We start from the raw sequence: 23,759 nt of genomic DNA, 5'->3' as shown, positions 1-23,759 counted from the left end.
CAGGCGTCAGTCGGGGAGGGAGAAGTAGTCCTCCTCTTCCTGGGCCAGGTGCAGGCGCAGGACGGCGTCGAGGCCGTACAGCGCGGCGAGCAGGTCGGTGACCTGGTCGCCGCGCAGCGGCCCGTCGCCGGCCTGGGCGAGGTGCCCGCCGATCCGGTCGACCAGCCGACGGATCTCCACGTGTCCCCGGCTCATCGGCGAGGTCGCCTCGTCGCTGCCGAGCGGCCCGGCCAGCGCCGGGTAGAGCTGCCGCTCCTCGGCGGCCTCGTGCGGCAGCACCCTCCCGGTGAGCCGCCCGTGCACCGCGCGCAGGGCGGGCAGGCAGTCGGGCGAGTCGGGGTGCGTGGCGACCAGGTCGGCGGTGTCGCGCAGGGCGGCGAGCACGTCGCGGACCGCGGCGTGCTCGCCGGCGTACCGGCCGAGCAGTTCCCGGGTGTCCGGCGGGACGTCCCGGCGGCGCAGCCCGCCGCCGAGGGCCCGCAGCGCGTTGAGGATCACCACGACGTCGATGCCCTCCTGGAGGAACGCCCCGGCCACCGGCGGCAGCCTCCCGGCGGCGGCGACCAGCATCGCCGCCACGGCCAGCGCCATCCCGACGACGGCGCTCTGGGTGGCGATGCGGCGGGCGTACCGGGCGATCTCCACGGCGTCGGCGAGCCGGTCGAGCCGGTCGACGGTAAGCACCGCGTCGGCGACGTCGGCGGAGGCGGTCGCCCCGGTGGCGCCCATCGCCACCCCGACGTCGGCCTCGGCCAGGGCGGGGGCGTCGTTCACCCCGTCGCCGACCATCACGGTGACGGCCCGGCGGGACTCCTCGCGTACCCGGGCGGTCTTCTCCTGCGGCGTGCACCGGGCCAGCACGTCGTCGACGCCGACGGCCTGCGCGACCTGGTCGGCGGTGCCGGGCCGGTCGCCGGTGACCATGATCAGCCGGGTCAGCCCGGCCTCGCGCAGCCGCCGCACGGTGCGGCGGGCGTCGGGGCGCACCGGGTCCTCCAGCAGGATCGCACCGAGCGGCTCCCGCTCGTCGCTGACCCAGACGGCCGACCGGCCGGCCAGTTCGGCGCGCTCGGCGGCCCGGGCCGCCCACTGCGGCAGTTCCCCGCCGAGCTGGCCGACCCGCACCAGCCGCCCGTCGACCCGGCCGGTGACCCCGCGCCCCGGCTCCTCGGTGACGTCGGTCGGGTCGGTCAGCCGCAGGCCCCGCTCCCGGGCCTGCCGGACCAGGGCCGCGGCCAGCACGTGCGGGGAGAGCTGCTCCACGGAGGCGGCCAGCCGCAGCACCTCGTCCCGGTCGCCGCCGGGGGCGACCACCGTCTCGGCGGCCCGGGGCCGGCCGGCGGTGAGCGTGCCGGTCTTGTCGACCAGCAGGGTCCGGGCCCGACCCAGCAGCTCCAGCGAGCCGCCGTCGCGGACCAGCACCCCGCGGCGGGCCACCCGGGACAGCCCGGAGACGATCGCGATGGGGGTGGCCAGCAGCAGCGGGCAGGGGGTGGCCACCACCAGCACCGCGACGGCCCGCACGAACTCGCCGGAGAGCCACCAGCCCAGCCCGGCCAGGACCAGCGTGAACGGCACGAACGCCGCCGCGTACCGGTCGGCCATCCGCACCATCGGGGCCTTGCGCGCGGTGGCCTCCTCGGCGAGCCGGACGATCCCCGCGTACGTGCTGGCCGCCGCGCTCTTCGTCGCCCGCAGCCCGAACCCGGCCCCGGCGTTGGCCACGCCGCTGGCCACCTGCTCGCCGGCCGCCCGCTGCACGAGCCGGGACTCGCCAGTGACGACCGACTCGTCGAGGGTGGCGGCCTCCTCGACGGTCCCGTCGACCGGCACCACGTCGCCGGGGCCGACCACCAGCCGGTCGCCGACCGCGACCCGGTCCAGCGGGACCGTCTCGATGCCGCCGCCGGGGACCCGCCGCCGCGCCGTGCGCGGGGCCCGTTCCAGCAGGGCACGCAGGTCGCGGGTCGCTCTGCGCTGGGCGTACGCCTCCAGCGCGCGGCCGGTGGCGAGCATCAGCGCGATCACCGCGCCCGCCAGGTACTCCCCGACGACGAGCGCGCCGGCCAGCGCGAGGACGGCGATGACGTCCACCCCGAACTGCCGCCGCCACAGCTGGCGCAGCATGGACCAGGCCGCCGGGGCCAGCGCCGTCACGGTCGCCGCCGCCCACAGCCAGTCCGCCCAGGTGCGCCGGCCGGCGAGCCACAGCCCCGCCCCGGCCAGCACGGCCAGCGTCAGCGCGGCCAGCGGCGCCCACTGCAGCCCGCGCGCCCAGCGCTGCCGCACCGGCCGCTCCGGTACGCACTCCCGCGCCTCGGTGCCCACCTGCGGATCCTCTCAACGGGCGGGCCGGCGAGGAGGTCAACCACCGAATCGCGCCCGCCGCCTGTCATGATCGGCGGAGGCGAAGTACCCGGGCGGGACGGGACCTGCGTACCGTGCGTCCGGGGGTGCCGGTGCCGCAGGATGGAGCGGCAACCCCGCCCGGGGCACCGCGCGGTGGGGCACGATGGGCTGAGACGAAAGGTCGTGACGATGAGCCACGAGACGCCGGCGACGGACCGCCCGCTGACCACCGCGCTCGCGGAGGCCGCCGCGACGGCCGGCCACGCGCCCTCGGTGCACAACACCCAGCCGTGGCGCTGGCGGGTGCTGCCCGACGCGCTGGAGCTGCGCGTGGTGCGGGACCGTCAGCTCGCCGCCACCGATCCGGAGGGCCGGCTGTCGGCGCTGAGCTGCGGCGCGGCGTTGCACCACGCCCGGGTGGCCCTCGCCGCCGAGGGCTGGGCGTTCGTGGTGGAACGGCTGCCCGACCCGGGCGATGCGGAGCTGCTGGCGCGGGTCGGCGACCTCAAGCGCGTCGAGGCCGACCCCGACGCCATGCGGTTGGTGCAGTGCATGCAGGTGCGGCACACCGACCGCCGCCCGGTCGGCGACGAGCCGGTGCCGACGGCCGCGCTCGGCGACATCGCCGCGGCGGTCGCCGCCGAGGGCGCGCGGCTCCAGGTGCTCAACTTCGACCAGGTGATGGAGCTGGCCGCCGCGGCCTCGCACGCCGCGACGGTGGAGGCGGAGGACTCGGGGCAGCGCGAGGAACTGGAGTACTGGACGAGCCGGGCGGGCACCGGCACGGGCCTGCCGCCGGAGGTGCTGCCCGAGCAGGCGCAGCAGACCACCGTGCCGGGGCGGGACTTCGGCCGCCCGGGCACCCTGCCGATCGGGCCGGGCCACGACCGGGCGGCGGCGTACGGGGTGCTCTTCGGCGACGAGGACGAGCCGGACAGCTGGCTGCGGGCCGGGGAGGCGCTGTCGGCGGGGTGGCTGACGGCGACCCGGCTGGGCGTGTCGATGGTGCCGCTGTCGGGCGTCGTCGAGGTGGAGGGCACCCGGCAGACCCTGCGGCAGGTCCTCGCCGGCCTCGGGTACCCGTACCTGGTGCTGCGGATGGGGATCGCGGACCCGGCGCACGCCGGCCCGCCGCACACCCCCCGGCTGCCCACGGAGCAGATCGTCGACACGTCCGCGGTGCGTTCGCCGGGCGATACCATCGCCGGGTGAACGCACCGAACCCGAGGCATGAGCCGGTCGCGCCGTCGCTGGGGTTGAGCCCGCTGTCGCGGGTCCGCCTCGACGAGTTGCTCCAAGAGATGCTGGACCGGGTCGGCGAGGTGGTCACCAGCCGGGAGCGGCTGCGGGCCCTGCTCGACGCGGTGGTCGGCATCGGCACCGATCTCGACCTGCGCAGCACGCTGCAACGGATCGTCGCGGCGGCGTGCGAGCTGGTCGGCGCGAAGTACGGCGCGCTCGGGGTGATCGGCCCCGACCGGCTGCTGCACGACTTCATCACCCACGGCATCGACGCCGAGCTGCACGCGAAGATCGGCGACCTGCCGCACGGGCGGGGCGTGCTCGGCCTGCTCATCGACGAGCCCCGCCCGGTGCGGATGCCCGACATCACCAAGCATCCCAAGTCCTACGGTTTCCCGCCGCACCACCCGCCGATGCACAGCTTCCTCGGGGTGCCGGTGCGCATCCGCGAGCAGGTCTTCGGCAACCTCTACCTGGCCGAGAAGCAGGGCGCGGCCGAGTTCACCGAGGACGACGAGGAGATCGTGGTGGCGCTGGCCGCCGCCGCCGGCGTGGCGATCGAGAACGCCCGGCTGTACGCGCTGGCCCACCGCCGGGAGCGCTGGCTGGCGGCCACCGCCGAGATCACCTCGGTGCTGCTGGGCGAGGTGCGGCGCACCGACGCGCTGGCGCTGGTGGCCCGGCGGGCCCGGGAGGTCGCCGAGGCGGAACTGGCCGTCGTGCTGCTCTACGACGAGGACGCCGGCCAGTTCACCGTCGAGGTGGTCGACGCCGCCGACAAGCCGGCCCGGGGGCCGGCCGACGGGGCCGGCGAGCCGGTCCGGGGGCTGGTGGGCGCGGTGCTGCCGGCCGGCGAGACCAGCTTCGCCGAGTCGGTCACCGAGCGGCGGCACACGCTGGTGGAGAACCTGGCCGAGGCCGCGCCCTGGCCGACACCGGTGACCGCCGGGCCGGCGGTGGTCTCCCCGCTGGCCGCCGCCGACACGCTGCACGGCGTCCTGGTGATCGCCTACCCGCCCGACCGGGGCGGGGCCACCGACGACGACGTGGCGCTGCTCGGCAGCTTCGCCGGGCAGGCGGCGCTGGCCATGGAGCGGGCCCGGGGGCAGGAGGAGCGGGAGCTGCTGGTGGTCCTGGAGGACCGCGAGCGCATCGCCCGGGACCTGCACGACGTGGTCATCCAGCGGCTGTTCGCCACCGGCCTGCAGTTGCAGAGCGGCGCGATGAACGCCCGCCCCGAGGTGGCCAAGCGGATCAACGCGGCCGTCGACGACCTCGACGCCACGATCCGGGACATCCGCCGCACGATCTTCGAGCTGCGCACCCCGATGAGCGCGGCGCTGCGCACCGAGATCCGCGAGGCGGTCGACGTGGCCGCCGGGTCGCTGGGCTTCCGGCCGTCGCTGGAGCTGACCGGCCCGATCGACAGCGCCGTCCCCGAGCCGGTCCGCCCCGACCTCACGGCCGTGCTCCGCGAGGCGCTGTCCAACGCCGTACGCCACGCCGAGGCGAGCCGGGTCGCGGTGGGCGTGCGGGTGGAGGGCGGCTGGGTGACGGTCACGGTCGCCGACGACGGCAAGGGCTGCGACCCGGCCGCCGCGCGGGGCGGCCTGGTCAACCTGCGCGAGCGCGCCGAACGCCACGGCGGCGAGTTCGAGGTGCGCCCGGTGACGCCCCACGGCACCGAGCTGCGCTGGACGGCCCCGCTGCGCGACGACTGACCCGGCGCGACGGCCCCGCTGAGCGTCGGCTGGCCCGAGCTGCGCTGCCGGGCGGCCCCGCTGCGCGACGGCTGGCCCGGCAGGTGCCGGCGGCCGGTCAGTGCGCCTTGCCGAGGAGGCGGGTCGCCAGGACGGCCGCCTGGGTGCGCCGCTCCAGGCCCAGCTTGGCCAGCACGCTGGAGACGTAGTTCTTCACCGTCTTCTCGGCCAGGAACATCTTGCCGGCGATCTCCCGGTTGGTCAGGCCCTCGGCGACGTATTCCAGGATGCGCCGCTCCTGCTCGGTGAGGGTCTTCAGCTCCCGGGGCTGCTCCACGCCGCTGCGGATGCGCTCCAGCACCCGGGTGGTGATCGCCGGGTCGAGCAGGGACTGGCCGGCGGCGACCCGGCGCACCGCGTCGACCAGGTCGGTGCCGCGGATCTGCTTGAGCACGTAACCCGACGCGCCGGCCATGATGGCCGCGAACAGCGCCTCGTCGTCCTCGTACGAGGTGAGGATCAGGCCCTTGATCGACGAGTCGACGGCGCGGATGTCGCGGCACACGTCGATGCCGTTGCCGTCGGGCAGCCGGGCGTCGAGGATCGCCACGTCGGGCCGCAGCGCGGGGATGCGGCGGGCCGCCTCCTGGGCGGAGCCCGACTCCCCCACCACCTCGATGTCGCCGCTGTTGGTGAGCAGGTCGGCAAGGCCACGACGGACGACCTCGTGGTCGTCGAGCAGGAACACCCGGATCATCCCTCGTTTCTACCCCCTCGGGCCGGGTGCCCGCACGGGCCGAAGGTCCCTACCGCCGCCGCACGGCGGGTGGGCTGGGGGTCCCGGCGCAGACGGGACGTCCGGCCCTGCCCGGCGACCGCCCTGGTCACGCACCGTGGAGGTGGACCAGACGGGGCGGCACGACTGCCACGGGAGGGGATCATGATGGAGACCGGCTTCACCGTCGAGCAGCTCAGGGCCGCCGCCGCCGACGCCGTGCGGGCGCCGTCGCTGCACAACAGCCAGCCGTGGCGGTTCCGGCTGCGCGACGGCGGGATCGAGGTGCTGCTGGACCGCGGTCGCCGGCTACCGGCGACCGACCCGAGCGGCTGGGGGGCCCGGATCGCCTGCGGGGCGGCCCTGTTCAACCTGCGGCTGGCGCTGGCCGTCGCGGGCACCCCGGCGACGGTGCGGCTGCGCCCGTACCCGACGGAGCCCGACGTGCTGGCCCGGCTGGTCCCGGACGTGCCGCGCCGCCCCACCCCGACCGAGCAGATGCTGTACGGCGTCATCCCGCACCGGTTCAGCAACCGGGCCCCGTTCTGGCCCGATCCGGTGCCGGCCGACGTGCGGTGGCGGCTCGGCGAGGCGGCCCGCGCCGAGCAGGGCTGGCTGGAGATGGTGATCGGGGTGAGCGCGGTGAACGCGTTCGCCGAGGTCGCCCGCAGCGCCAACCGGGTGTTGGAGCGCGACCCCGCCTACCGGGCCGAGTTGGCCGAGTGGGTGCGCAGCGCGCCCGCGCCCGACGGGGTGCCGGCCGCCGCGGGCGGCCCGCTGGGCGAGCCGCAGGACCTGCTGCCCAGCCGGGGCTTCGGCGGGCGCAGCCGCGCCCCGGGCCGGGACTTCGAGCCGGAGCCGCTGGTGGCGGTGCTCGGCACGGCCGGCAACACCACCACCGACCAGGTGGTGGCCGGGCAGGCCCTGCAGCGGGTGCTGCTCACCGCCACCGACGCCGGGCTGGGCGTGTCGATGATGTCCCAGCCGATCGAGGTGCCGGGGGCGCGGGAGGCGCTGCGGCTGTCCCTGGGCCGGTTCGGCACCCCGCAGATGGTGATGCGGATCGGGTACGGCCAGCCCGGCTCGCCGACCCCCCGCCGCAGCGTCGACGAGGTGCTGGACGTGCCGGTCGGCCAAGCGTGAGGCGACGGTCGCCGGGGTGCGCGCCGCACGCCGGCGACCCCCGCCCCGGCCTGTGCGCACGGTGGTACGGTGCCGGCCGATGGCCAGCTTCGCGATACTCGGGCCGCTCGAGGTGGCCGTGGCCGGGCGGACGGTCACCCCGCGCAGCGGCAAGCAGCGGGCGCTGCTGGCCGTCCTGCTGGTCAACGCCGGCCGGGACACCGGGCTGGACCAGCTCCTCGGCGCGCTGTGGGGCGACGCGCCGCCGGACACGGCCGTCGGGCAGGTGCAGACGCTGATCTGGCGGCTGCGCGGGGTGCTCGGCGACACCATCGCCACCCGCCCCGGCGGGTACCGGCTCACCGTCGCCGACGCCGACCTCGACGCGCGCGTGTTCACCGCCCGCGCCACCGAGGCCGCCGCGCTGGCCCGGTCGGGCCGGGCGGCCGAGGCGGCCCGCCGCTACGGCGAGGCGCTGGCGCTGTGGCGCGGCCCGGTCCTGGCCGACGTGCGCCTGCCGGGCGACCCGCACGCCGCCGGGTTCCCCGCCGCCGTGGCGGAGCTGACCGAGCTGCGTCTGGCCGTGGAGCGGGACCGGGTGGACGTCGAGTTCGCCCTCGGCCGGCACGCCGAGCTGATCCCCGCCCTGCACCGGATGGTCGACGCCGAGCCGCTGCGAGAGGAGCTGCGGGAGCGGCTGATGCTCGCGCTGCACCGCACCGGCCGGCGGGCCGAGGCGCTGGAGACGTACCGGCGGGGCCGGGCGGCGACCGTGGCGGAGCTGGGCCTGGAGCCCGGTCGGGGGCTGCGGGAGCTGCACCGGCGCATCCTCGACGGCGACCCCCTGCTGGACGCCGCCGAGCCCGCCCCGGCGCCGCCGCCCGCGCCCCCGGCGGCCCAGTTGCCGATGGACGCCGCCGACTTCGTCGGCCGGCACGACCTCGCGGCCCGGCTGGCCGCACTGCTGGCCCCGCCGGCAGGCGACGGCCCGGCCACGGACGCCGGGCAGCCCGCCGCGCCGCCCGTCGTGGTCGTGTCCGGCGCGGCCGGCAGCGGCAAGACCACCCTCGCGGTACGCGTCGCGCACCTGGTGCGGGACCGGTTCGGCGACGGTCAGCTCTTCGTGGACCTGCGCGGCGGCGGCGAGCCGCACGACCCGTCGACGGTGCTGGGCCGGTTCCTGCACGCCCTCGGCGAGGACCCCCGGGCGGTGCCGGCCGACACCGACGAACGGGCGGCGCTGTTCCGGGCCCGCACGGCCGGGCGACGGCTGCTCGTGGTGCTGGACAACGCCGCCGGGGAGAACCAGCTCCGGCCGCTGCTGCCGGCCGAGCCCGGCTGCGCGGTGCTGGTGACCGCCCGCCGCCGGCTCACCGCCCTGCCCGGCGCGCACCACGTCGACCTGGGCGTGTTCGCCGCCGACGAGGCGGTGGACCTGCTGCGGCACGCGATCGGCCCCGACCGGGTGGCCGCCGAGCACGCCGACTGCGTGCGGGTGGCCGAACGCTGCGGGTACCTGCCGCTGGCCATCCGGATCGCCGGGGCGCGGCTGGCCGCCCGGCCGCACTGGCCGGTGGCGAAGCTGGCCGGGCAGCTCGCCGACGAGCGGGCCCGCCTCGACGTGCTGCGCACCGGCGACCTGGCGGTGCGCTCCAGCCTCGCCACCAGCTACCACGAGCTGGACCCGACCGAGCGGCGGCTGCTGCGGCTGCTCGGCGGGGTGGACCTGCCCCGGGTGCCGGGCTGGGCAGCCGCCGCGCTGCTGGACCGGTCGCCGGCCGAGGGCGAGGAGCTGACCGAGCGGCTGGTCGAGGCCCGCCTGGTGGACGCCGACGGCGGCGGCTACCGGCTGCACGACCTGGTCCGGGCGTACGCGCGGGAACTGCTGGACGCCGACGGCGCGCCCGGTGAGCGGACGGCCGCGCTGGGGCGGCTCACCGGCGGGTGGCTGACGCTGGCCGACGAGGCGTACCGGCGTACCGGCGGGGGTTTCCGGCGGGGCGTGGCCGGCGCCGCCCCGCGCTGGTCGCGGTGGACGGCCGCCGAACGCGACGCGGTGCTCGGCGACCCGGTGGCCTGGTTCGAGGCGTCCCGGCGGATGCTGGTGGCGACGGTGCGGCGGGCGGCGGCGGCCGGTCTGGTCGAGCCGGCGTGGAACCTCGCCAACACCCTGGGCCGGCTGTTCGAGCTGCGCGAACACCTCGACGACTGGGCGGGCGCGACGACGGCGGCCCTGGACGCCTGCGTGGCCGCCGACGCCGACGCGGGCCGGGCCTGGCTGCTGCGGTCCCTCGGCGAACGGCACCTCAACCTGGACCGCCTCGACGACGCGCTGGCCTGCTTCGACGCGGCGCTGGCCGGGTTCGACCGGCTCGGCGAGCGCAGGGGGCAGGCGCTGGCGCTGCGTGCGGCGGGCACCGCCTACCGGCTGCAGGGGCGCGACGCCGAGGCGATGGCCGCGCTGAGCCGGGCGAAGGCGATCACGGTGGAGCTCGGCGACCGCGCCGGCCAGGCGCAGGTGCTGTTCGGTGTCGGCGCGGCGCACCGGGTGGCCGGGCGGCCCGGGCCGGCGGAGGCGGCGTTCCGGCAGGCGCTGGCCATCTTCGGGGAGCTGGGCGACCGGTTCGGGGAGGCGTACACGTCGACGAGCCTGGCCCTGGTGCTCGGCGGGCGCGGCGCGGACGCCGACGCCGAGGCGCTGCTGGGGCGGGCCCTCGGGCTGTGCCGGGAGCTGGGCTACCGGCGGGGCGAGGCGATCTCCCTGGGGCACCTGGGGGAGCTGCACCTGCGCACGGGCGCGCACGAGCGGGCGGTGGCCGAGCTGACGGAGGCGGTCGCGGGGGCCCGGGAGGTCGGCGACGGCATCGGCGAGCTGATCGCGCTGCGCCGCCTCGGCGCGGCGTACCTGGCGCTGGGCCGGTTGCCGGCCGCCCGGTCGGCGCTGCGCTACTGCCTCGCCCTGTGCCGCGAGCACGGCGAGGACGGCGAACGGGAGCGGGCGCTGCGCCTGCTCGGCGAGGTGCGAGCGGGCTGAGGTGGGGGCTCTCGTGCGGGCGGGGGCTCGTGCGAGCGGGGTGAGAGCGGGCTGAGAGGGCCGGGGAGGCGTCCACCGGGGAGGGTGGACGGCGGGCGCGTGCCGTGCCCACCGGACCTGGGGAGGCTCCACCATGACCGACCGTTCCATCCCCGCCGGGGACCGCCCGGGGCTGTCCCGGCGCGGCTTCCTCGGTGGCGTCGGGGCGTCCGCCGCCGCGCTGACCGTCGGCGGCGTCCTCGGCGACGCCCGGCCCGCCTCGGCCGCCTACTACATGAAGTGGGGGGCCGTCGTCTCGCCGGGCGACGCCAGCAACAACATCGACTTCAGCCGCAAGGTCGACATCCTGCGCCGGATGCGCCCGCAGACCGCCCGGATCTCGATGTTCTGGGGCGACCCGTACAACCGGCGGTTCAGCGACGCGCAGCTCGACTCGCTGCGCGGCACCGGGCTCACCGAGATGATCATCCAGTCGTCGGAGGACCCGGACCCGAACCTGGCCCGCCACCAGCTCAGCCTGATGCTGCCGTACATCGACGCGCACCCGAACACGCTGTTCGTCTGGGAGATCGGCAACGAGCCGGACTGGCACCAGCCGAACAACCCGTGGCTGGCCCGGTGGAACCGGCTCGCGACGATCCGCGACAACAAGCCGTCGCAGGACCGGGGCAACCTGCTCTGGGCGGTCAACATGCCGGCCGGCCGGTGGGCCGGTGACGGCAGCGGCTTCACCTTCGGCAGCTCCGGCAGCTGGTTCGACGCGTTCGTCCGGGACACCGGCGACGGGCTGGGCGGGATGCTCTCCGGCCCGTACCAGCCGGACGTGGTGACGGTGCACTGCTACAGCTCGACGTACCTGAAGCGGGGCGCGGACGGCGGGGGCGAGCGCAACCCGTACAAGATGGTCGACTACGTGCGGGGCTGGAACAACCGGATCAGCATGAAGGTCACCGAGGCCGGGATCGACGGCTACAAGTCCGACCGGGGCTACCGCTATGTCAGCTTCGGCTCGTCGGTGGCCAACGAGACCGCCGGGCAGATCGACAGCGTCTGCTTCTACGGCATCCCGCCCGCCGAGCGGGAGTACGGCATCGGCGAGGGCGAGGCCGACCAGATCGGCACCCACCCCTGACCGCCCGGACCGGGGCCCCGCCGCCGGCGGCTGACGTTGCGGAGTCGGCCTGCGGCGGGCCCCGGTCCGTGGCGCAACAGCACCCGTGGCGGGGTCACCGGGACCAGCCCCGCCACGGGTGCGGCGGGTCGCGGCCGTCGGTGTGGGACGGCCGCGACCCGCCGACCACCGTTGCCGTGTACGCCGCCGGCGGGCGTCCAGGAGCGGCTACGCCGTCGGCGGGGCGCGGCGGGACCGCGTCGTCCAGCCGAGGAAGCGGGCGTGCAGCGCCGCCGGGTCGGGCAGGCCGCCCAGGCGCAGCGTGTCGTCCATCGCCTCGTACATCGACGAGGCCAGGTAGAACGCCAGCGCGACCGAATGCCCCTCGAACTCGATCGTCAGCGCGAGGCGGGCCCCGTCGCCTGACCCGTCCCGCGCAAGCGCCCCGGCGCCGGCCGACGCTCGCGAGCTCAGAGATCTTGGTACGAAACGGCCCCTAGAGGGGCCGTTTCGTACCAAGATCTGCCCCGGCCTCCGCTCTGCGGCGTTGTGTGGGGTCTCGTGGCCGCCCGGGGACACGCGCTGCGCTTGTCCCCGCTCACACTGACACCGGCTCGAGGCGGCGGAGGCGGACTTCCGCGCGCTACTCGTCGAGGATCTGCTCCCGGAGGATGTCGGCGTGCCCGCAGTGCTGGGCGAGTTCGCGCAGCACGTGCAGATAGACCCACCGCAACGGCAGCGGGCCCCGCCGGTTGCCACGCAGGACGTCGTCCAGGTCCAGGGACGACGTCGCCCGGCGGGCCGCCTCGCAGGCTTCGCGGTGCGCCTGCTGGACGCTGGCGATCGTGTCACCGTCGTCGAGGAGGAACGAGTCCTCCGAGGCCGCGGGGAGGCCGAGCTCGACGCGCGGCCGGCACGTGATGGCCTCGTCGAACCAGACCCTCTCGACGAAGGTCGCGTGCTTTACCAGGCCCAGCAGCGTGGTCCGGGAGGGCACCAGCGTTCGGCGCGCCTGTTCCTCCGTCAGCCCGTCCAGGCAGTGGTTGAGTGCACTGCGGTGCTCGTCGATGAACGCCTCGAACTGGGCACGGGCCGGCTGTGCGATGACCTGGTCGGCGAAGGTGGGCGGCAGGGAAGGCATGGCCGAAGCATTCCAGATCGTCGCGCCGCAGAGGACCACCGGGACGAACGACCACCGGAAGCACCGGTCAGCCGGCCCGGTACGAGAGGTAGCGCCCCTTCGGCCAACTGTGGAAGTTGTTCAGCTCGGACGCCTGGCCGCTGCAGTCGGGGGTCTGGTAGCCGGGGACACTGCCGAAGCCGCCGCTCCAGGCGAGCATCCAGGTCGCGTCGGCCGGGACCGGACGGCAGACGCCGTCAGGGGCGGCCTGCCTGCCGACGATCTCGGTCGGGTAGCTCGAATAGAAGACCAGGCCCGTGTCGGGGCTCTGGAACGGCTCACCGGCGGCTGCGGGCGACGCCGGCAGCGCCACGGCCAGCGTGGCGACCAGGGCTGCGGCGAGACCTGCGGCGGCGGGCTTGACGGATCTGCGCATGGCGTCCTCCCGGTACGGCGTTCGGGGAAGGGCCGGAGTTCGGTGTAACCCGAACACAAAACGACCCTCATCAATGCAACGATTGACCGGGGAAGGCCCGCGTGTCAACCACGGGGCGGCGCTGATCCGCAAAGTAGGCGGCGCTTTCCGCATCCGCCGGATAGTAGGACTCGATCGCGATCTCGTCGATCGTGACGTCCATCGGCGTGCCGAATGTGGTGATGGTCGAGAACAGCCGCAGCTCCCGTCCGCCGATGCGCAGGATCATCGGAATCACGACGTCGGTGTCGATCCGTTGGCTCGACGCGTCCTCGGGTGCGGCTGCCAGCAGCTCCTCGTAGAGTGCGGCGACTTCAGGGTCGGGGGCGACGGCGAGCTGGCGGGAGATCCGGGCACGGAACACCGCGCGCACATCGGCGAGGTTCACGACCATGCGGGCGAAGCCGCGCGGGTCCAGCCCCAGCCGCACCAGGTTGACCGGCGGTCGCAGCAGGTCGGGGTCCACCTGCGCGAAGAACGGGTCGACGGCGCGGTTGGCCATCACGATGTTCCACCGGCGGTCGAAGACCACCGCCGGATACGGCTCGTGCGCGCGGAGCACCCGCCGGACCGCGTCGCGGGCCGCCGACAGCGCGCCGTCGTCGAGGGGACGCTCGGCGTACCGGGGCGCGAAGCCCCCGGCGAGCAGGAGCCGGTTGCGATCGCGCAGCGGCACGTGGAGCTGGTCCGCGAGTCGGAGGATCATGCCGGCGCTCGGCTTGGACCTGCCCGTCTCGACGAGGCTGACGTGGCGAGCCGAGACGTCGGCAGCGATCGCGAGATCCAGTTGGCTCAGTCCCCGGCGTCGCCGCCACTGCCGCAGGAGATCCCCGACCGTGTGCACGATCGCCAAGCGTACGCGTCGTCGCACCGGGCGCCATGAAGTCCGATTTCATCGACAACCGGAGCGACCACGGAAACACTGCGTCCATGACCACACAGAACGACAGTGCGCAGAACAAGAGCATCGTCCAGCGGGCGCTCGCCGGGCTGGTCGAGACGGGCGACGTCGATGCGCTCGCCCAGTTCCTGAGCGACGACTTCGTCCACCACAGACCGGGCTCCGTCCCGTCGACCAGGAGGGAATGGCTCGCCGCCGTCCGCGCCGCGCTGGTGCCGCTCGTCGGCATGCAGGTCGAGATTCACCAGGTGCTCGCCGACGGTGATCATGTCGTGGTGTACTCACGGCGGTGGCTTCCCGATGCGGGGCCGGAGATCGCGGTCGTCGACATCTGGCGGATCGACGACGGGCTGATCGCCGAGGGGTGGGAGATCATCGAGCCGACGGCCCAGGCCGCCGCCAATCTGGCGTGGTGGGAACCCGCTCGGCGGTAGACGGCGCACGGACCGCCTCCGGCGCGCCGCCGGACGGCGATCCGTCCGGCGGCCTCCGGGGTCAGCCGGCGGCGGCGAGCAGGGCGGCCTCCCGCTGCGGGTCCAGGCCCACCGGCGGGCGGGCCGGGCGGCCGGCGCGCGGCGGCACGCCACCCACCGCGCGCAGCCAGGCCCAGGTGTCGGCGACGGTCTCGGCCACCGGCCGGCAGGTCAGCCCCGTCGCGTGCGCCCGCTGCACGCCGCGCTCCTGCAACCAGCGGTACTCGTGCCCGAGGGGGACCCAGATCGGCAGGTCGTTCCACGGTTCCACCCCGGCGGCGAGGATCGTGTCCGGGTCGGTCCAGCGCAGCCGGGCGGCCGAGCCGGTGGCGGCGACGCAGGCGTCGAGCAGCTCACCCATCGTCGCGTGCCCGGTCCGCGACAGCACGTTGTACGCCCCGCCGTCGCCCGCCACGCCTCGGTCCAGCAGCCACGCCGCCAGGTCGCGGACGTCGACGTACTGCAGGGGCAGGTCGACCGGGCCGGGGGCGAGCACGTCGCCGCCCCGGGCGACCCGGTGCAGCCACCAGGGCAGCCGGCCGATGTCCTCCCCGGGGCCGAGGATCAGCCCCGCGCGGGCCAGCAGCGCCCGGTCGCCGAACACCGCCGCGGCGGCCCGTTCCCCGCCGGCCTTGAACTGCGCGTAGGAGCCGTCGACGGCGTCGGGCTCGGCGGCGACGGTGGGCGCGTCCTCGCCGACGCCGGCCGGGACCGGCCGGGTGTAGACGGACCCGCTGGAGACGTACCCGAACCAGCCGGCCCTGTCGCGCAGGGCGCGGGCGGCGTCGCGGACCGCGCGGGGCGCGCCGTCCCAGGTGTCGACGACGAGGTCCCACTCGCCGTCGGCCAGCGCGGCGAGCCCGCCGGGCGCGTCCCGGTCACCCCGCAACTGGTGTACGCCCGCCGGCAGCGCGCCGCTCACCCCCCGGTTGAACACCGTCACCGACCAGCCGCGGCGCACCGCCTCGGCTACCGTCGCCCCACCCACGAAGCCTGTCCCGCCCAGCACCAGGAGTCTCATCGTCCCACCCTGCCCCGGGCGGCGGCCCGGCCGCGACGGGTGTTCACCCCCAGCGGATCTGCCGACAGCAGAACCCGGGCCGCCCAGGTCACACGTGGGAGCCCAGGTGCTCCCGCGCCCAGGCGGCGAAGCTGGTGAGCGGGATACCGAGGTCCCTCGCGTACTCCGGTCGACCCGGCTGGCCGACCGCGTTCATCCACTCGTGCGTGACGCCCATCGGCGGCATGCCGGCGGCGATGGCCTCCTCCTCGGTCATGTCCGGCGCGGCGAGCGGCGTGCCCAGCACGCGGGAGAGGGTCTGCGCGATCTCCGTCATCGACAGGTGGTCGCTGGCCAGCTCCAGCTCGACCCCGTCGAAGCGCTCCGGGTCGGCGATGGCCGCCGCGGCGGCCCGGCCGATGTCGTCCACCGCGACCAGGGACAGCCGGGTCTCGGGGCGCAGGACGCTGACCAGGCCGCCCGCGATGCCGCGCGGGAACAGGTACGCCATGGACGGCAGGAAGTTCTCCATGAAGAAGCCCGGCTTGAGCAGCGTCCAGTGGGGGAAGCCGGCCTCGCGTACCCGATCCTGGATCTCGCTCTTGGCTCCCAGGACGGGTTCCATCATGGCCCAGCGGCCCTCGGCCCAGCCGGGGGCCTCGGTGTGCTGGCCGGCGCCGGTGACGGAGGTGTGCACGAACTGCGGCACCCCGGCGGCCCTCGCGCCCTCGACGAGGTTGACGCCCTGGACGACCTCCCCCGCGAAGTCGGGGACCCCGGTGCTCATGTCGGGCATCTGCACGGAGAAGACGGCGCGGGCGCCCTGCGCGGCGCGGGTCACGGAGTCGCGGTCGCGCAGGTCACCGGTGACCAGTTCGACGCCGAGCGCCTCGACGGCCGTGGCCCGGTCGGTGTGCGGGTCACGCACCAGGGCCCGGACGGGCACGCCTGCCGCGCGCAGGGCACGGACGGTCGCGCCGCCCTGCCGGCCGGTGGCGCCGGTGACCAGGACGGGTGCGGAATCTGCGGACATGTCGCTCCTGAGCGCTCGGCCTTAAACGGCGGGGCCCGCCGTTTATAGGCCGGTACGATACGGCGGGGCCCGCCACTTAGCAAGCTCGGAGCTGACGCCATGCCCGACCACCAGCCCGCCGACCGCCAGCGCGCCGACGCCCGGCGCAACTACGCGCGCATCCTCGCCGTGGCCGAGCAGGAGGTCGCCGCCCACGGCGGCGGCGCATCCCTGGAGCAGATCGCCCGCACCGCCGGCGTCGGCTCGGCGACCGTGCGCCGGCACTTCCCCACCCGCCGCGCGCTGCTGGAAGCCGTCTCCAGCAGGCGGATCGACACCCTGAGCGCCCGCGCCCGCGACCTGGCCGACAGGGGCGACAGCCGGGACGCCCTCCTGGACTGGCTGTCCGACGTCGTCACCTACTGCGTCACCGCCCGAGGGCTGGCGGCCACGCTGGCCTACGGCGACGTCCCGCCGGACCCGGTGCACGGAAACACGTGTGCGGCGGCGATCCAGGAGGCGGCGGACCCGCTGCTGCGCCGCGCCGCGCAGGACGGCGCGGTGGCGCCCGACGTCACCGCCGCCGACCTGATCGCGCTCGTCGTCGGCATCGCCCTGGGCACCGAGCACCACCCCGACCCCGCCGCCCGGGCGGACCGGCTGTTCCGCCTCGCGGTGGCGGGGCTGAGCCCAGCTAGGAGCGAGCGCTAATAAGGGGCCCCTGCTCTACGGAATGCGTCAACAGGGTGCCCTTGCCTACTCGCCCAGGGCGGCGAGGAGGTGCTCGCCGTAGCGGGCGAGCTTGGCCTCGCCGACGCCGTTGACCCGGGCCAGCTCGTCCAGCGTCGACGGCGGGTCGGCGGCGATCTGGCGCAGCGTGGCATCGTGGAACACCACGTACGCGGGGACGCCCTGCTCCTTGGCGGTGGCCGCCCGCCAGGCGCGCAGCCGCTCGAACACGGGCTCGGCCCCGGCGGGCAGCTCGACGACGGCCGCCGCCCCGGGGCGGGCCTTCGCCGCCGACCGCGCCTTCGGCGGCCGGACGGTCTCGCGGCGCATCGGCACCTGCCGGCGGCGGCCCAGCACCTCGGCGCTGGCGTCGGTGAGCACGAGGGTGCCGTAGTCGCCCTCGACGGCGAGCAGGCCCTGGGCGAGCAGCTGCCGCACGACGCCCCGCCACTCGGCCTCGCTCAGCTCCTCGCCGATGCCGAACACGGACAGCGTGTCGTGGCGGTGCTGGACGACCTTCTCGGTGCGCCGGCCGAGCAGGATGTCGATGCACTGGCCCGCGCCGAACTTCTGGTTGCGTTCGCGGTGCAGCCGCAGCACCGTCGACAGCAGCTTCTGGGCGGCGATCGTGCCGTCCCACGACTCCGGCGGCTCCAGGCAGGTGTCGCAGTTGCCGCACGGCCCGCTGTCCTGCCCGAAGTAGCTGAGCAGCCGCACCCGCCGGCACTCGACGGTCTCGCAGAGGGCGAGCATGGCGTCGAGGTGGGCGGCGAGCACCCGCCGGTGCGCCGCGTCGCCCTCCGAGGAGTCGATCATCTTGCGCTGCTGCACGACGTCCTGCAACCCGTACGCCAGCCAGGCCGTCGACGGCAGGCCGTCGCGGCCGGCGCGGCCGGTCTCCTGGTAGTAGCCCTCCACGGAGCGGGGCAGGTCGAGGTGGGCGACGAACCGCACGTCGGGCTTGTCGATGCCCATGCCGAAGGCGATGGTGGCCACCATGACCAGGCCGTCCTCACGCAGGAACCGCTTCTGGTTCGTGGCGCGGGTGGCCGCGTCCAGCCCCGCGTGGTAGGGCAACGCGGCGACGCCGTTGGCGACGAGGAACTCGGCGGTCTTGTCGACGGAGGCCCGGGAGAGGCAGTAGACGATGCCGGCGTCGCCGGGGTGCTCGGCGCGGATCAGGTCGAGCAGTTGCTTGCGGGGTTCCCGCTTGGCCACGATCCGGTACTGGATGTTGGGCCGGTCGAAGCTGGCCACGAAGTGCCGGGCCGCCGTGAGGTCCAGCCGGGTGGCGATCTCCCTGGCGGTCTCGGCGGTGGCCGTGGCGGTCAGCGCGATGCGCGGCACGTCGGGCCAGCGCTCGTGCAGCATCGACAGCGCGAGATAGTCGGGGCGGAAGTCGTGACCCCACTGCGCCACGCAGTGCGCCTCGTCGATGGCGAACAGCGCGATGCGACCCCGGTCGAGCAGCCGCAGCGTGCCCCCGCTGCCCAGGGCCTCGGGGGCGAGGTAGAGCAGGTCCAGCTCACCGGCGAGGAACTGGGCCTCGACGAGGCGGCGGGCGTCGGGGTCGAGGGTGGAGTTGAGGAAGCCGGCCCGCGCCCCGACGGCGGTGAGCGCGTCCACCTGGTCCTGCATGAGGGCGATCAGCGGGGAGACGACCACCGCGACGCCGTCGCGCACCAGCGCGGGGATCTGGTAGCACAGCGACTTGCCACCGCCGGTGGGCATGAGGACCAGGGCGTCGCCGCCGCCGACCACGTGGTCGATGATCTCCTGCTGCTCGCCCCGGAAGGCGTCGTAGCCGAAGACCCGCCGGAGCACGCCCAGCGGAGTCTCGGCGAGCGTGTCGCTGGGGGAAGTCATCCGGCGAGTCTACGAGGGCGCCCCGACACCGTCGCCGGACCCGGCCGGCCCGGCGGCGAAGTAGCCCGCCAGATCCCAGCCGCCACAGGTGCACCCTGCCCTCGTGGTCGCCGGTCACCGCCCGGCTCCCGTCGGCCGGCCCGCCCGGTCCGGGGCGGGCCGGCCGCGTGACGCGAGGTCAGTCGATGGTCAGGGCGATGGCGTGAACGGAGCCGTCGCCCAGGTCGATCTCCAATCGTGGGGGCCCGGGACGAGCCCGGTGGTGTCCCACCGACGCCCGGGTGTGATCGTCATCAGGGCGGACTCCGACGTCTGTACGCCGGCACTGGTTGCCGTGACGGTTACCCGCACGTGCCCGGTCCTCGCCGCGGTCAGGACTCCCGCCGGGGTGACGCTCGCACCGGCGGTGTTGGTGTCCATCGGGGCGATCTGGTAACCGTACGTCGCTGTCGGGTCCGCCGGGAACACACGCGCGGACAGCTGCGTCCCCGAGGATGCCTGGTCGAGCCTGACTGCCCGATCCCCGAAGTTGACCCGCGACGGGTAAGCGTTCGGGAACGCCGAGCCGGTGGCGTCCGGTGCGCCGGAGGTCACCACGACCGGGAACGTGGTCGACCTGCTCTCCCCGTTGGCGGTGGCCCTGGCCGTGATCAGGACGGCACCGGTGGACACCGGTTTGACCGAGCCGCGGGCGTCGACCGTCGCGACCGACGGGTCGGAGGAGGTGTACGTCACCTTGAGCGCCCGATCGGACAGCTTCCAGAACGTCATGTCGTGCTTGGTGACCGACAGTCGCGCGTTGATCCGGTTGTCGGGGGTGTCCAGGCTCAACTCGGTGGCGTCCGGCTGGGCCGAGACCACCTCGACTCCGGGCGTCCGGCGTCCGGTCACCCGCAGCTTCACCGACTTCAGGTCCGCGTCGGCCGAGCTCGGCCCGGCCAGGATGGTCCAGTCGCCCGTGGGAAACACCTTCTTGTGCTTCACGTCGTCCCAGAACCACAGGTCACCGGCGTCGATGGTGACCTTCACCGTCTTGGTCTTCGCAGCGATCAGGCCGCTCTTGACGAAACCCTTCAGCTGCTTGAGCGGGCGTTGGCTACCGTCGGCGCCCTGCGGAGCTCTGGCGTAGACCTCCACGACAGCCTTGCCCGGGCGATTGGCGGCCCGGTTCGACACGGGCACCGAGACCGTCACCGATTCGTCGGGAGTGATCTTCGAGGACGACAGTCTCGGGGTGCCGTAGCCGAAGGGCGAGTATGACAGGCCCTGACCGAACACATAGTGGGGAGCCGCGCAATCAGGACCGACCTGGTAGTAGAGGTAGGTCCGGCCGCACCTGGCACCTTCCGCCCTGGTCATCCGGTAGTCCTCGATCGCGCGGTCCGGAGCGGCCGCCGGCCCGAGTTGTGCGTCGACGTCGGAGTACCAGGTCAGCGGCAGCTTGCCGGAGAAGTTGGCCACCGCGGTACGCCCGTCCTCCAGCGCCACCGCGTCGTTGAACAGCAACTCGGCCATCGCCTTGCCCTGGTACATGCCGTTGAAGGACGACCAGACGATCGCCCCCACGCTCGGCAGGTCCTTGAACGCGCTGACGTCGACCATGGTCTTGGCCTGGATCCACACCGCGATCTTCTTGCCGTACTTCTGTGCGAGCGGGGCGATCGAGTCCCGGATCAGCTCGGCCTGCATGCGCGGCATGACGACTGTTGAGCGGTCCGTGCCCTCTCCGCCGTCGTTGTTCCGGTGACCGACGACGACCACGACATTGTCAGCCTGTGAGATCTGGTATTCGGCGGTCGCCGCGTCCGCTACGGGATCGCAGGGGCTGCTGGCGCACACAGAGGTGGTGATCGCGGTGCCGTTGGCGTCGAGGACGTCGGGGAACACCGCAAGGTGGCTGGACAGGAACGGCGTAGTGGAGCCCGCGGTCACGGCCGAGGGAGCCGACCCCGTCCGCTCGGCCAACGCCTGGGCGAAGGTGGTGTCGACCGCCGTGGGCCCGGAGTAGGAGCCCGACTGGAAGTTGTTGAGGGTGTCCACGTGCCCGAGGGCGACGGTCTTGCCGGACGCCGCGCCCGCGAACGGGAGCGCTCCGCCGGCGTTCTTGAGCAGCACGGGTGCCTCGAGGGCAGACTCGTGCGCGACCGCACGGTGCGCCGGCGAAGCCAGCTTCACATCGGGATCGCCGGCCTCCGACAGCGAGTAGGAATCGCTGTTCCACGGGACCGAGGCGACGGGATCGAACTCACCCAGCTGGAACCGCGCGGTGAAGGCGCGCACGAGCGCGATGTCGACGTCGGCCTCGCTGACGAAGCCTTGGCTCTGAGCTGCCGGGAGTCCGCTCGCCGTCGGGTAGTCGCCGCCCGAGCAGTCAAGATCGGTGCCGGCCTTGAGCGCCCAGGCGTTGCCGAGGGTCTTGCTGATCTGCGTCTGCCCGCCGAGTTGGACGGGCTGCCACGAGTGTCCTGACGTCCCGGTTCCGTGCACGCGGGTGATCGCATCGCAGTCGGAGACGACGAAGCCGTCGAAGCCGTACGACCTGCGCAGCATGGTCTCGATGGCGTACCGGCTCGCCGCGGCCGGCGTCCCGGGCGTGCCGCCGGGTGTGACATTGTCGCGGGGGCTCCACAGGGTGGGGTAGCTCGATGCGGACGGGTAGTCCGTGGTGTAGTCCTCCACCACGGAAAAGGCGTTGTAGGCGGCCATCAGCGACCGCGCGCCCGCCTCGCCGGCCGAGGCCGCGAAGGGCGGCAGGAAGTACTCGTGCATCGAACGCTCGGTGATGTTCGACGTGCCGAAGTCACGGTTCGCCTCGGAGTTGTTCGCCAGGTAGTGCTTGGGCGTGGCGACCGCCTGGATGTAGTCGGCCGCTCCGGTGGGAACCGTGTCGGGACGTGACGCGGTGTCGCCCTGTAGACCGGTCACAAAGGCGCCGGCCACCTGGCCTGCCAGGAAGGGATCCTCGGTGTAGGACTCGTCCGCCCGCCCCCACCGGGGGTCGCGGTTGAGGTTCTGGTTCGGCGACCAGTAGGTCAGGCCGTGACAGGCGCCACCGGCGGGGTCGGGGTTCGTCACACCCGGCGGGCAGGACGTGTTGTAGGTCACGCGGGCCTCGTCAGCGATACCGCCGGCGATCTCCCGGGTGATGCCCGGATTCCACGTCGATGCGATCGAGGTGCTCTGTGGGTACTGCGTGTAGTTGCCGTTGCCGGGGACGGTCGGGAAGTAGATCCCGTGGTTCGCCTCTCCCCAGTATCCGTACGACTTCACGCCGAGCCGGTCGATCGCCTTCGGCTTCGGACGCCAGGTCGCATGCGGCTGCATCGCTATGAGCTGGTCGTACTTCTCCTCCAGCGTCATGCGCGAAACCAGGTCCGCCGCACGGACACTGAATGGCAGCGAGGTGTTCCGGTACGCCGGCGTGTCCTCGGCGGAGGCCGAAGCCGGCCGCGCGAACGCGGCGAGCCCGCTCGCCGCCACAGCCCACGCCAGCCCGAACGCCAAGGACCTGCGTCCTGGACTCCTGGCGCCTCTGCCGCGCCCCCTTGCTCGCGAGGGCGCAGAACTGGTCTTCACCATCGAGGATCCCCTCCCCTTCGCGTTGAAGAACTCAAATTTATCGATGGTTTTGCAGTGTCGATGCCCCATACCGTCACGGCAGGGAGTGTGGTCGGTTGCTGGCTGGGGTTGTCTTGTCGGTGGGGTGGTCGGGGTTTCGGGTGACAAGGGTCGGTTCGTAGGATCGGGTGCGGGGTAGCGGTTCGCCCTCGATTGCGCAACCGGTGTGGCAGGACGGCCTCAGCGCAGCGTCGACTGCCTCTGGATCAGTTCGAAGTCGATGACTATCCGTCGGGGCGCCGGCCGCTCCTCTCGCGGCACGCCGTCGAACTGAAGCTGGATCCGCTCTTCCAACAGCGCGACCGCCCGGTGTGCGATCACGTCGCGTCCGGGATCGATGGTGCTCAGTGGAGGTCGGGAGTAGTTCGCCTCGTCGATGTTGTCGAAGCCGATCAGCAGGACGTCCTCGGGAACCCGTAGACCGCGGTCCTGAAGGGCAGCAAGCGCGCCCAGCGCGAGGGTGTCGGTGAACGCCACAACCGCGTCGGGTTCGACGCCGCTGTCAAGGATACGAGCGATCGTCGTGGCGCCGGTGGCGTGGAAGTAGTCGGGTACACCGATGATCGCGCGTGGGTCGACGTCCAACCCTCGCGACCGGAGGGCGTCCCGGAAGCCCTGGAACCGCAGCGTCCCGCTGCTCGGCGACGGGTCGTCCTTGACTCCCAGGGGAACCACCGTGGTCGCTCCGCGGTCCAGGACGTGCTCGGTCGCCGCACGTGCTCCCTCGACGTTGCTCATCGTGACGTGGTCGACGCCGCCATCGAACACCCGCTCACCCAGGAGCACGAGGGGGAAGTCGACGTCGAACAGCGGGAGGTCGTTCTGGCCCAGCGCGAGCGGGGAGTACAGCACGCCGTCGAAGCGTGACCGGTAGCTGCCGTCCAGGACCCGCAACTCGCGGTCGCGCTCGGCGTTGGTCTGCTCGATGAAGACGGTCAGGCCCCGCCTGGACGCCTCACGCATGACGGCGTCCGCAAGTTCGGCGAAGTAGACACCGCGCAGCGCCGGCAGCACCAGAGCGATCGCCCCCGTGCGGCCTCGGCTCAGGTTCCGCGCCGACACGTTCACGTGGTAGCCCAGCTCACGGATCGCGTCGTCCACCCGCTCGCGGGTCTCCGGACGCACGTACTGATAGCCGTTGAGGATGTTGGACACCGTCTTGATCGACACACCGGCGAGTCGCGCGACGTCGCGCATCGTCGCCGACCCGTTGGTCTTGCGTGCCACAGCCC

17 protein-coding genes are annotated in these 23,759 nt (G+C 74.2%); 7 read left to right on the top strand and 10 right to left on the bottom strand.

The window, feature by feature from the left end:
- Window positions 1–6 precede the first annotated feature (6 nt).
- Window positions 7–2,328: a heavy metal translocating P-type ATPase gene (locus TK50_RS10705; RefSeq protein WP_043962600.1), complete on the bottom strand. Its 2,322-nt coding sequence runs from the start codon at window positions 2,326–2,328 to the stop codon at window positions 7–9.
- Between the two features lie 210 nt (window positions 2,329–2,538).
- Between TK50_RS10705 and TK50_RS10700 the strand changes: the two genes are divergently transcribed.
- The gene (locus TK50_RS10700) at window positions 2,539–3,561 is read left to right on the top strand and encodes an Acg family FMN-binding oxidoreductase (RefSeq protein WP_043962599.1); all 1,023 of its coding nucleotides are present in this window, start codon (window positions 2,539–2,541) and stop codon (window positions 3,559–3,561) included.
- Window positions 3,562–3,605: 44 nt separating this feature from the next.
- Window positions 3,606–5,312, top strand: coding sequence for a sensor histidine kinase (locus tag TK50_RS10695; RefSeq protein WP_043962598.1), 1,707 nt, complete (start codon window positions 3,606–3,608; stop codon window positions 5,310–5,312).
- A 97-nt stretch (window positions 5,313–5,409) separates the two neighbouring features.
- On the opposite strand, the gene TK50_RS10690 is transcribed toward TK50_RS10695, so the two are convergent.
- Window positions 5,410–6,048: a response regulator gene (locus TK50_RS10690; protein WP_043962597.1), complete on the bottom strand. Its 639-nt coding sequence runs from the start codon at window positions 6,046–6,048 to the stop codon at window positions 5,410–5,412.
- 186 nt (window positions 6,049–6,234) lie between these two features.
- On the opposite strand from TK50_RS10690, the gene TK50_RS10685 reads away from it, so the two are divergent.
- The 3 genes from TK50_RS10685 (at window position 6,235) to TK50_RS10675 (ending at window position 11,354) form a co-directional block, all read left to right on the top strand.
- The gene (locus tag TK50_RS10685; protein WP_043964261.1) at window positions 6,235–7,209 is read left to right on the top strand and encodes an Acg family FMN-binding oxidoreductase; all 975 of its coding nucleotides are present in this window, start codon (window positions 6,235–6,237) and stop codon (window positions 7,207–7,209) included.
- A gap of 79 nt (window positions 7,210–7,288) precedes the next feature.
- Window positions 7,289–10,222 carry an AfsR/SARP family transcriptional regulator gene (locus TK50_RS10680; protein WP_052503679.1) on the top strand — a complete coding sequence of 978 codons (2,934 nt, stop codon included), beginning with the start codon at window positions 7,289–7,291 and terminating at the stop codon, window positions 10,220–10,222.
- Between the two features lie 133 nt (window positions 10,223–10,355).
- Entirely contained in the window at window positions 10,356–11,354 is a 999-nt protein-coding gene (locus TK50_RS10675; RefSeq protein WP_043962596.1) for a twin-arginine translocation signal domain-containing protein, read from the top strand.
- Window positions 11,355–11,976: 622 nt separating this feature from the next.
- Here TK50_RS10675 and TK50_RS10665 read toward each other — a convergent pair.
- The 3 genes from TK50_RS10665 to TK50_RS10655 all read right to left on the bottom strand — a co-directional run bounded on the left by TK50_RS10665 (window position 11,977) and on the right by TK50_RS10655 (window position 13,772).
- Window positions 11,977–12,474, bottom strand: a complete 498-nt coding sequence (locus tag TK50_RS10665; protein WP_043962595.1) for a DinB family protein — start codon at window positions 12,472–12,474, stop codon at window positions 11,977–11,979.
- 67 nt (window positions 12,475–12,541) lie between these two features.
- Window positions 12,542–12,889, bottom strand: coding sequence for a hypothetical protein (locus TK50_RS10660; RefSeq protein WP_043962594.1), 348 nt, complete (start codon window positions 12,887–12,889; stop codon window positions 12,542–12,544).
- 70 nt (window positions 12,890–12,959) lie between these two features.
- Complete coding sequence (locus tag TK50_RS10655; protein ID WP_043964255.1) at window positions 12,960–13,772, bottom strand: helix-turn-helix domain-containing protein; 813 nt, start codon at window positions 13,770–13,772, stop codon at window positions 12,960–12,962.
- Between the two features lie 86 nt (window positions 13,773–13,858).
- Here TK50_RS10655 and TK50_RS10650 point away from each other — a divergent pair, with 86 nt between their 5' ends.
- Window positions 13,859–14,263 carry a nuclear transport factor 2 family protein gene (locus TK50_RS10650; protein ID WP_043964253.1) on the top strand — a complete coding sequence of 135 codons (405 nt, stop codon included), beginning with the start codon at window positions 13,859–13,861 and terminating at the stop codon, window positions 14,261–14,263.
- A 61-nt stretch (window positions 14,264–14,324) separates the two neighbouring features.
- Here the strand turns inward: TK50_RS10650 and TK50_RS10645 are convergent, their stop codons facing one another.
- Both TK50_RS10645 and TK50_RS10640 read right to left on the bottom strand, forming a co-directional pair.
- Window positions 14,325–15,323, bottom strand: a complete 999-nt coding sequence (locus TK50_RS10645; protein WP_043962593.1) for an NAD-dependent epimerase/dehydratase family protein — start codon at window positions 15,321–15,323, stop codon at window positions 14,325–14,327.
- An 88-nt stretch (window positions 15,324–15,411) separates the two neighbouring features.
- Window positions 15,412–16,335: an NmrA/HSCARG family protein gene (locus tag TK50_RS10640; RefSeq protein ID WP_043962592.1), complete on the bottom strand. Its 924-nt coding sequence runs from the start codon at window positions 16,333–16,335 to the stop codon at window positions 15,412–15,414.
- Window positions 16,336–16,434: 99 nt separating this feature from the next.
- Here TK50_RS10640 and TK50_RS10635 point away from each other — a divergent pair, with 99 nt between their 5' ends.
- Window positions 16,435–17,025 (top strand): TetR/AcrR family transcriptional regulator, encoded by a 591-nt coding sequence (locus TK50_RS10635; protein WP_043962591.1) that lies wholly within the window; start codon window positions 16,435–16,437, stop codon window positions 17,023–17,025.
- A 45-nt stretch (window positions 17,026–17,070) separates the two neighbouring features.
- On the opposite strand, the gene recQ is transcribed toward TK50_RS10635, so the two are convergent.
- The 3 genes from recQ to TK50_RS10620 all read right to left on the bottom strand — a co-directional run bounded on the left by recQ (window position 17,071) and on the right by TK50_RS10620 (window position 23,754).
- Window positions 17,071–18,909, bottom strand: coding sequence for a DNA helicase RecQ (recQ, locus tag TK50_RS10630; protein ID WP_043962590.1), 1,839 nt, complete (start codon window positions 18,907–18,909; stop codon window positions 17,071–17,073).
- Between the two features lie 189 nt (window positions 18,910–19,098).
- On the bottom strand, window positions 19,099–22,413 hold the full coding sequence (locus TK50_RS10625; RefSeq protein ID WP_158499162.1) for a glycoside hydrolase family 3 C-terminal domain-containing protein: 3,315 nt from the start codon (window positions 22,411–22,413) through the stop codon (window positions 19,099–19,101).
- Between the two features lie 294 nt (window positions 22,414–22,707).
- The gene (locus tag TK50_RS10620; RefSeq protein ID WP_199485994.1) at window positions 22,708–23,754 is read right to left on the bottom strand and encodes a LacI family DNA-binding transcriptional regulator; all 1,047 of its coding nucleotides are present in this window, start codon (window positions 23,752–23,754) and stop codon (window positions 22,708–22,710) included.
- Between the last annotated feature and the right edge of the window lie 5 nt (window positions 23,755–23,759).

Origin of the sequence: Micromonospora haikouensis, from assembly GCF_000876225.1 — a bacterium.
Classification (GTDB): domain Bacteria; phylum Actinomycetota; class Actinomycetes; order Mycobacteriales; family Micromonosporaceae; genus Micromonospora; species Micromonospora haikouensis.
Note: the sequence above shows the minus strand (reverse complement) of the source record. Positions and strands in the feature narration are given on the sequence as shown.